This is a genomic window from Arthrobacter sp. Dra40 (assembly GCF_059091905.1).
On sequence record NZ_JBNHHB010000257.1, the window covers coordinates 1 to 6,341 of the forward strand.

6 protein-coding genes are annotated in these 6,341 nt (G+C 67.6%); 2 read left to right on the plus strand and 4 right to left on the minus strand.

Translation table 11 applies throughout. The annotated features are described in order from the left end of the window. The first annotated feature begins 55 nt into the window (after positions 1-55). Positions 56-1,240 (plus strand): glycoside hydrolase family 3 N-terminal domain-containing protein, encoded by a 1,185-nt coding sequence (locus tag AC5RWT_RS33130; RefSeq protein ID WP_494083916.1) that lies wholly within the window; start codon positions 56-58, stop codon positions 1,238-1,240. 98 nt (positions 1,241-1,338) lie between these two features. Continuing rightward, positions 1,339-1,779 (plus strand): Rieske (2Fe-2S) protein, encoded by a 441-nt coding sequence (locus tag AC5RWT_RS33135; RefSeq protein ID WP_494083917.1) that lies wholly within the window; start codon positions 1,339-1,341, stop codon positions 1,777-1,779. A 397-nt stretch (positions 1,780-2,176) separates the two neighbouring features. Here the strand turns inward: AC5RWT_RS33135 and AC5RWT_RS33140 are convergent, their stop codons facing one another. The 4 genes from AC5RWT_RS33140 to AC5RWT_RS33155 all read right to left on the minus strand — a co-directional run bounded on the left by AC5RWT_RS33140 (position 2,177) and on the right by AC5RWT_RS33155 (position 6,262). Further along, a complete protein-coding gene (locus tag AC5RWT_RS33140) occupies positions 2,177-3,004 on the minus strand; it encodes a DeoR/GlpR family DNA-binding transcription regulator (RefSeq protein ID WP_494083918.1) in 828 nt (275 codons plus the stop codon). 116 nt (positions 3,005-3,120) lie between these two features. Further along, complete coding sequence (locus AC5RWT_RS33145; RefSeq protein WP_494083919.1) at positions 3,121-3,942, minus strand: triose-phosphate isomerase family protein; 822 nt, start codon at positions 3,940-3,942, stop codon at positions 3,121-3,123. Positions 3,943-4,008: 66 nt separating this feature from the next. Continuing rightward, a complete protein-coding gene (locus tag AC5RWT_RS33150; protein ID WP_494083920.1) occupies positions 4,009-4,479 on the minus strand; it encodes a ribose-5-phosphate isomerase in 471 nt (156 codons plus the stop codon). After that, on the minus strand, positions 4,472-6,262 hold the full coding sequence (locus AC5RWT_RS33155) for a dihydroxyacetone kinase family protein (RefSeq protein ID WP_494083921.1): 1,791 nt from the start codon (positions 6,260-6,262) through the stop codon (positions 4,472-4,474). Before AC5RWT_RS33155 ends, AC5RWT_RS33150 begins: the two co-directional genes overlap by 8 nt. Positions 6,263-6,341: the final 79 nt, after the last annotated feature.

Genomic DNA, 6,341 nt, shown 5'->3' on the forward strand with positions numbered 1-6,341 from the left:
GCACGGCGTAAAATAGTTCACGGGCCCCAGCTGATCGAGGCTCAGGAGGCTGGGCATGTTCCTGCGGATCCGTTTCTCCCCGTTCTCCCGGCTCCTGCCGGCTGCTCTTGCCGGCGCGCTGGCCCTGGCGGCGGCGGGACCAGCCGGAGCCATACTGGTGCCGGCCGGCACCAGTATGGCCGTTGCGCTCCAAACAGCTGCCGCTGCCCCGACTCCGGCCCAGCAACTGGCAAGGCTGACGCTGGATCAGCGGATTGGCCAGGTGGTGATGGGCGGAATACCTGCTGCCGGAGCCAGCGCCGGCGAACTTGCCCTGATAAAGCGCTATCACCTGGGCAATGTTTTCCTCTCCGGACGCAGTTCCACGGGCGTGGCCGCGACGCGTGCGGTCACGAATGCGCTGCGTGCGACCGTTTCGTCCGCTTCCACTGGAGGAATCCCGCTGGACATCGCCACCGACCAAGAGGGCGGATACGTCCAGGTCCTCAGCGGTCCGGGCTTCGACAGAATTCCCACGGCGCTGCACCAAGGCGGCTGGACCCCTCGTTCGGTGCAGGTCAGCTCCCGGCGTTGGGGCGGCCAACTGCGATCGGCCGGAGTGAATGTGAATCTGGCCCCGGTTGCAGACACGGTGCCGGCCTCGATTGGAGCCAACAATCTGCCGATTGGCTACTGGGACCGCGAGTACGGCCATAGTCCGGGCCCGGTCGCGACCGACGTGCTGGCGTTTTCGGCGGGCATGAAGAGTGCTGCGGTCGCGCCCGTGGTCAAACACTTCCCCGGATTGGGCCGTGTACACCTGAATACCGATATTTCCAGCGGCGTCACGGACACTGTTACCACGCGGCACGATGCCTATCTGCAACCGTTCAAGAGCGCCATCAACGCCGGAGTTCGCTGGGTGATGGTCTCCAACGCCTACTATTCACGGATCGACGCCGGGCGCATCGGACCCTTCTCGCCCACCATCATGGGCACCATGCTGCGCTCCGACCTTGGTTTCACCGGCGTCGTCGTCTCGGACGACCTCTGCAACGCCGCGCAGGTGTCACCTTGGGCGTACAGCACCCGGGCACGCGCCTTCTTCAACGCCGGCGGAACCATGCTGCTGTGCACCGACGCCAACAGGCTCCCGGCCATGCAGCGCTACCTGCACACGTACGCCCTCGCCCATCCGGCCTTTCGGGCGAAGATCGGCGCGGCTGCGCTGATCGTATTGCAGGTCAAGTCGGGCCGATAGCCGCTGTGTCCCGTGCACCACCGTGGCATTTGCACCTTTCGCGTGCGATCGACCGGGGCTTCGGGAAACTTCCAGCAACATCCGGGAGAATGGCGGACATGAGTTCTTCCCTGCCGTCGCGCCGTGCCCTACTGACCGCCACTACTGCCGCTGGAACCGTCGGCGCGCTGGCGGCCTGTTCTCCGCTTCAGGACTACACCAGCGCCAAAGGCGCTTCGCCCGCCCCCATTGCCAGCGAGGGCACACCTGTACGGGTGGGAAAACTCAGCGATGTCCCGGTCGGCGGCAGCGCCAACGGGGAGGCCGACGGGCGGGAGATCCTCATCTACCGCCCCGACGAAACCACAGTGGTGGCCTACAGTGCCGTGTGCACGCACCAGGGATGCGTCGTGAGCGCAATGAAAACGGAGTTTGTGTGTCCCTGCCACAATTCGACGTTCGCACTCGCCGACGGAACTGTCACCGGCGGTCCTGCGCCGGCCCCGCTCCCCCGCTACGCAGCGGCCATCGACGGCGAATGGATCACCGTCACGATCTGAGCGGACTCTGGTGCCTGCGTGGTCCGCGAGTGACGGTGCCATTCCAGGCCGTCGGACGTTCTAGCAACCGAATCCGGCGTCCAGAAAATCGATCAGTTTTTCACGATGCCCCACCGACGGCGGTCGTTCGGCGAACCATTCCGGCTGCAGAACTACCGTACTGTCAACGGATCTCCACCGGGCCAAATCTCCACGCGGCCGCAAGCGGCCTTGGTCGATCACCGAACGGCTTGGTCAGGCACCGAAGCGCGCAGGTCTACCACACCCGTGGGCGACCAAAGTTGCCCGGCAACTGCGTGGAGACCCGCCACGCTCTCCACGCGGCCGCGAGCTGCCTTGGTCGATCACCGAGGGCGTTGGCCTGGGAGTCTTGTCCATAGGGCGGATTGTGCTGCCGCTATTTCGCGGCCGGCTCCGGCCTGGAATGGCTGCGGGCCACCACCACGTGGATGTTCTGGGATTCGAGCCGAGTGATATCGTCCCGCTTCGTCCGCGAATCCACAATGACGACGTCGAAGCCGGACAGCGGCACCAGCGCATGCAGCGCCCGCTTCTCGAATTTGGTGTGGTCCACCAGCAGGATCCGCTTGGCTGCGGCGTCGAACATGGCCTTCTTGATGTCCACTGTGGCCTGGCTCTGATGGAAGCAGACGTCGTCCGTGATGGCGGCGGCAGACATAATGAACATGTCCGCGCGGAGATTTCGGATGGCCTCGGTGGCCATGCCTCCCATAAAGGAGCTGCACCAGTTGTAGTAAGTACCGCCGAGGGCCACCAGGGTGATGCCGCGGGCGCCCTTGAGTTCGTTGATGACGGTCAGGACATTGGTCAGCACGGTCAGCGGGGCGCGGGATGGGAGCATTTTCGCCATCTCCAGCACGGTGGTGGAGTCGTCGAGGAAAATGGCCTGCCCCGGATCAACGAACTCCATGGCGGCCCGGGCGATTTCCGTCTTTTCCTCGCGCTGCTGGCCCGCCCGGTACACGTCGCTTGATTCGACCAGGCTGGAGGATAGTGCGGTGGCCACGCCGCGCGACTTGCGCAGCAGCCCCCGGGCCTCCAGCTCGTCCAGGTCCCGGTGGACCGTCATCTGGCTGGTACCGAACCGTTCGGCCAGCTCGTCAATACGCACGGCCCCTTCGGCCATCACCATTTCCGAAATGGTCCGCTGGCGTTCGAGCTGCCTGGACAGCCGCGACGTGGCGTTGCCGCCCTCGGCCTTCATGTTTCCTCCTCCTGAACCGTCATCCTCGACGGGCCCTCGTCTGCATGGCCTTCGTTAACAGGCCGTCTCTGCCTTGATCGGCCCGCTCCACCATACTTGCCTGTCCCGACCATTCCTCATTCCTTCCGCGCTTGGGTCCGGGTCGCGGCTTCATCGATTATCCTGGCGAGCGCGGCAACATCGTGGGCGAACCGTCCCAGGAACAGTCCGTCCACTTCGTAGCCCAGCTGCGCCAGTAGGCCCGGCCCGGCACTTCCGCCGTATATGACGCGGTGGTGCGGGAACCTGTCCTGACCGTCGAGCCAGGTCTTCAACCGGGCGCAGACGCCCCGGATGTGCTCCGGGGAGGCGGGCTGGCTGGCACCGATGGCCCACACCGGCTCGTAGGCGATGACGATCGGCGGGCTCCGGTGCTCAACCCCGGACCCAGCGCCTGAGACGGCGCCTGCGACATCGTCGGACGCGCCGCCCAAGACGTCGCAGGCAGCGGTGTCCAGCGCCGAGGCGAGCTGCCAGATGCAGCCGGCCGCCGCCTCCTCCACCGGCACCCGGTCCTGCTCGCCGATGCAGATGACAGGGATAAGGCCATTGCGCAGGGCGGCCGCCGTTTTGGCCCGGACCGCTGCCTCATCCTCGCCGAAGAGCCGGCGCCGCTCGGCGTGGCCCACTTCCACATAGCGGCAGCCGGCCTCCCGCAGTTGCGGCCCGCTCACCTCCCCAGTGAACGGGCCGCTGTCCTCTCCGTGGAGGTTCTGCGCTCCGAGCAGCACCGGGCCGGCATCGAACGCCTCCCGCGCGGGCACCAGGGCCGGGAAACTTGGCAGGATGAACAGCGTCACCGTGCCGCTGTAAAGTGCCGGGTGTTCCGCGGCCATCCGCGCCACCTCCTGGCACCACGTCAGCGTCTGCCGGTGCCCGAAGTACATCTTTAGGCTCACCCCGAGCAGCGTGGACGGCTGCGAACCGCTCACCTGGGTCTCGGAAGTTCCGGGCCGGCTCGATGTTCACTCACGCCCGCGTCCCTCGTAATCGGTCATCAGCTGGACCTTCTGGGCCGAGGCCGAGGCCTCATCAAAGTCATAGCTGAGCCATTCGCGCGCCAGCCGGCGGGCCAGCTCAAGGCCAACGACGCGCTGGCCGAAGGTGAGCACCTGGGCGTTGTTGCTCAGCACCGAGCGCTCCACCGAGTAGCTGTCATGCGCGGTGACCGCGCGGATGCCGGGCACCTTGTTCGCGGCGATGGCCACGCCGAGCCCGGTGCCGCAGACCAGCAGCGCCCGATCCGCGTCGCCCTTGGCGATCTGCTCCGCGGCCGCAATGGCAATGGTCGGATAGGCGGTGTTCTCCTCGTCGCCAACGCCGACATCGACCACGGAGTCCACCCGGTCGCTGGCCTCCAGATCCGCCTTAATGGCCTCCTTGTAGGCCAGGCCTGCGTCGTCACTGCCGACGACGATGCGAAGCTTCTTAGGCATGGTTATCTCCTTCTTTTTGCTGCGGTCCTGATCCCGGCCCCTCGTCCCGGAGCCGGCGTTCAATGGTGCGCACGATCAGGGCCATGGACACGGCTCCCGGGTCCGGGGTACCAAGGCTTTTTTCGGCCAGCGGGCGGGCGCGGCCCATCTTGGGCAGCAGCCCGGCGGTGGCTTCGGCGCAGCTCTCAGCCACCGCCGTCGCCCTCGCCCACGCCTCTTTCAGCGGGGCACCGGTGCCGACGTCCTCGCTGAGCGCGTCACTGAAGGGCAGCAGGACATCCAGCAGGGTCTTGTCGCCGAGGCTGGCCTTGCCGAAGTCCATGATCCGTTGACCGGCGTCGGCAACGCCCAGCGATACCGCGGAAGCATTCGGGGGCGCGTCGTTGCCGACCCGTGCCCCGACGGCGTTCAGCGCCATGCCCCACAGGGCGCCCGAGGTGCCGCCAGCCCGGTCCGCCCAGGCATCCCCGGCGAGCTGCAGCAGCGAGCCGGCCCCGGCACCGGCGTCGAGCGCCTTGCGTCCGGCGGCCACCGCCGCGGTTGAACCCCGCTGCATGCCGATGCCGTGGTCGCCGTCGCCAGCGATGGAATCGAGCCGGCCCAGTTCCTCGACGTTGTCATCGAGCACCGCCTTCACCGCCTCGACGATCGCCTGCACCCGTCCCGCCGCCTCGCGCGACGACGGCGAGGCTTCCGGGAGCTGCGCCGCCTCCGGCTCCGGCTGCTCGCCCGGGACAACGGCGGAACTGCCTTGTTCCGCTTCGGCGACAGCCCCCTTGCGGAAGCCCGGGGTGCTGGCCGGAGCGCGCCAGTACCGCTCCAGCTCCTCGTCGAGCCAGAAGAGGGTCAGCGAGGCTCCGGCCATCTGGAAGCTGGTGACCAGTTCGCCCACCTCCGGCTCGACGACGGCGATGCCGACATCGTCGAGCAGCTGGCGGATCCGCCGGTACACCACGAACAGTTCCTCCGATTTGACGGACCCGAGTCCGTTCAGGATGAGGCCGACCCGGCTGCCGCGCGGGTCCCCGGCGGCCGCGATGTCCGCCGGGAGGTCGGCCAGCAGGGAGGCGACGAAGAGTTCGGCCGCCTCGTCAGCGGTGGGCAGGTCCTGTTCGCCGATCCCGGGCTCACCGTGGATCCCGAGGCCGACGGCCATCTTGCCGGCCGGCACCGTGAAGAGCGGGCCGGACGCTCCAGGCAGGGTGCAGCCGGCGAAGGCCACCCCGAAGGAGCGGGTTCTGTCATTGGTCCGGGCGGCCACCCGCACCACTTCGTCGAGGTCTCCACCGGCGTCCGCGCAGGCTCCGGCCGCCTTGAACACCGTCAGGTCTCCGGCGATCCCGCGCCGCTTGGCCGTTTCGGCCAGCGGCGCGCTGGAAATGTCATCCGTAACCGTCACCGTGCGGGCCGGGATCCCCTCCGCGTTCAGACGGTCCTGCGCCTGGGTAAAGTTCAGGACATCCCCGGCGTAGTTTCCGTAGCTGAACAGGACGCCGCCGCCGCTCTGCGCGGCCTTGGCCACCGAATAGATCTGCTGGGCCGACGGCGAGGCGAAGATGTTTCCCATCGCGGCGCCGTGCGCCAGCCCCGGCCCGACCAGCCCGGCGAAGGCCGGATAGTGGCCGGACCCGCCCCCGATGACCACCGCAACCCGGCCGGCGGCCGGCCGGCTGCTGCGCACCACCCCGCCGGGAACCTGGCGGACCCACTGCGGATAGGCGGCGGCAAAGCCGGCCGTCAGTTCATCCGTGAAATCCTCGGGATTGTTGAACAGGTAAGCCATTGGGAACAGTCTCCTGAACTGAAGAACCTAGGGAAGGGCCACCAAGGGCAGCACGAGCGGGCCGGCCTCTGGCCGGCCC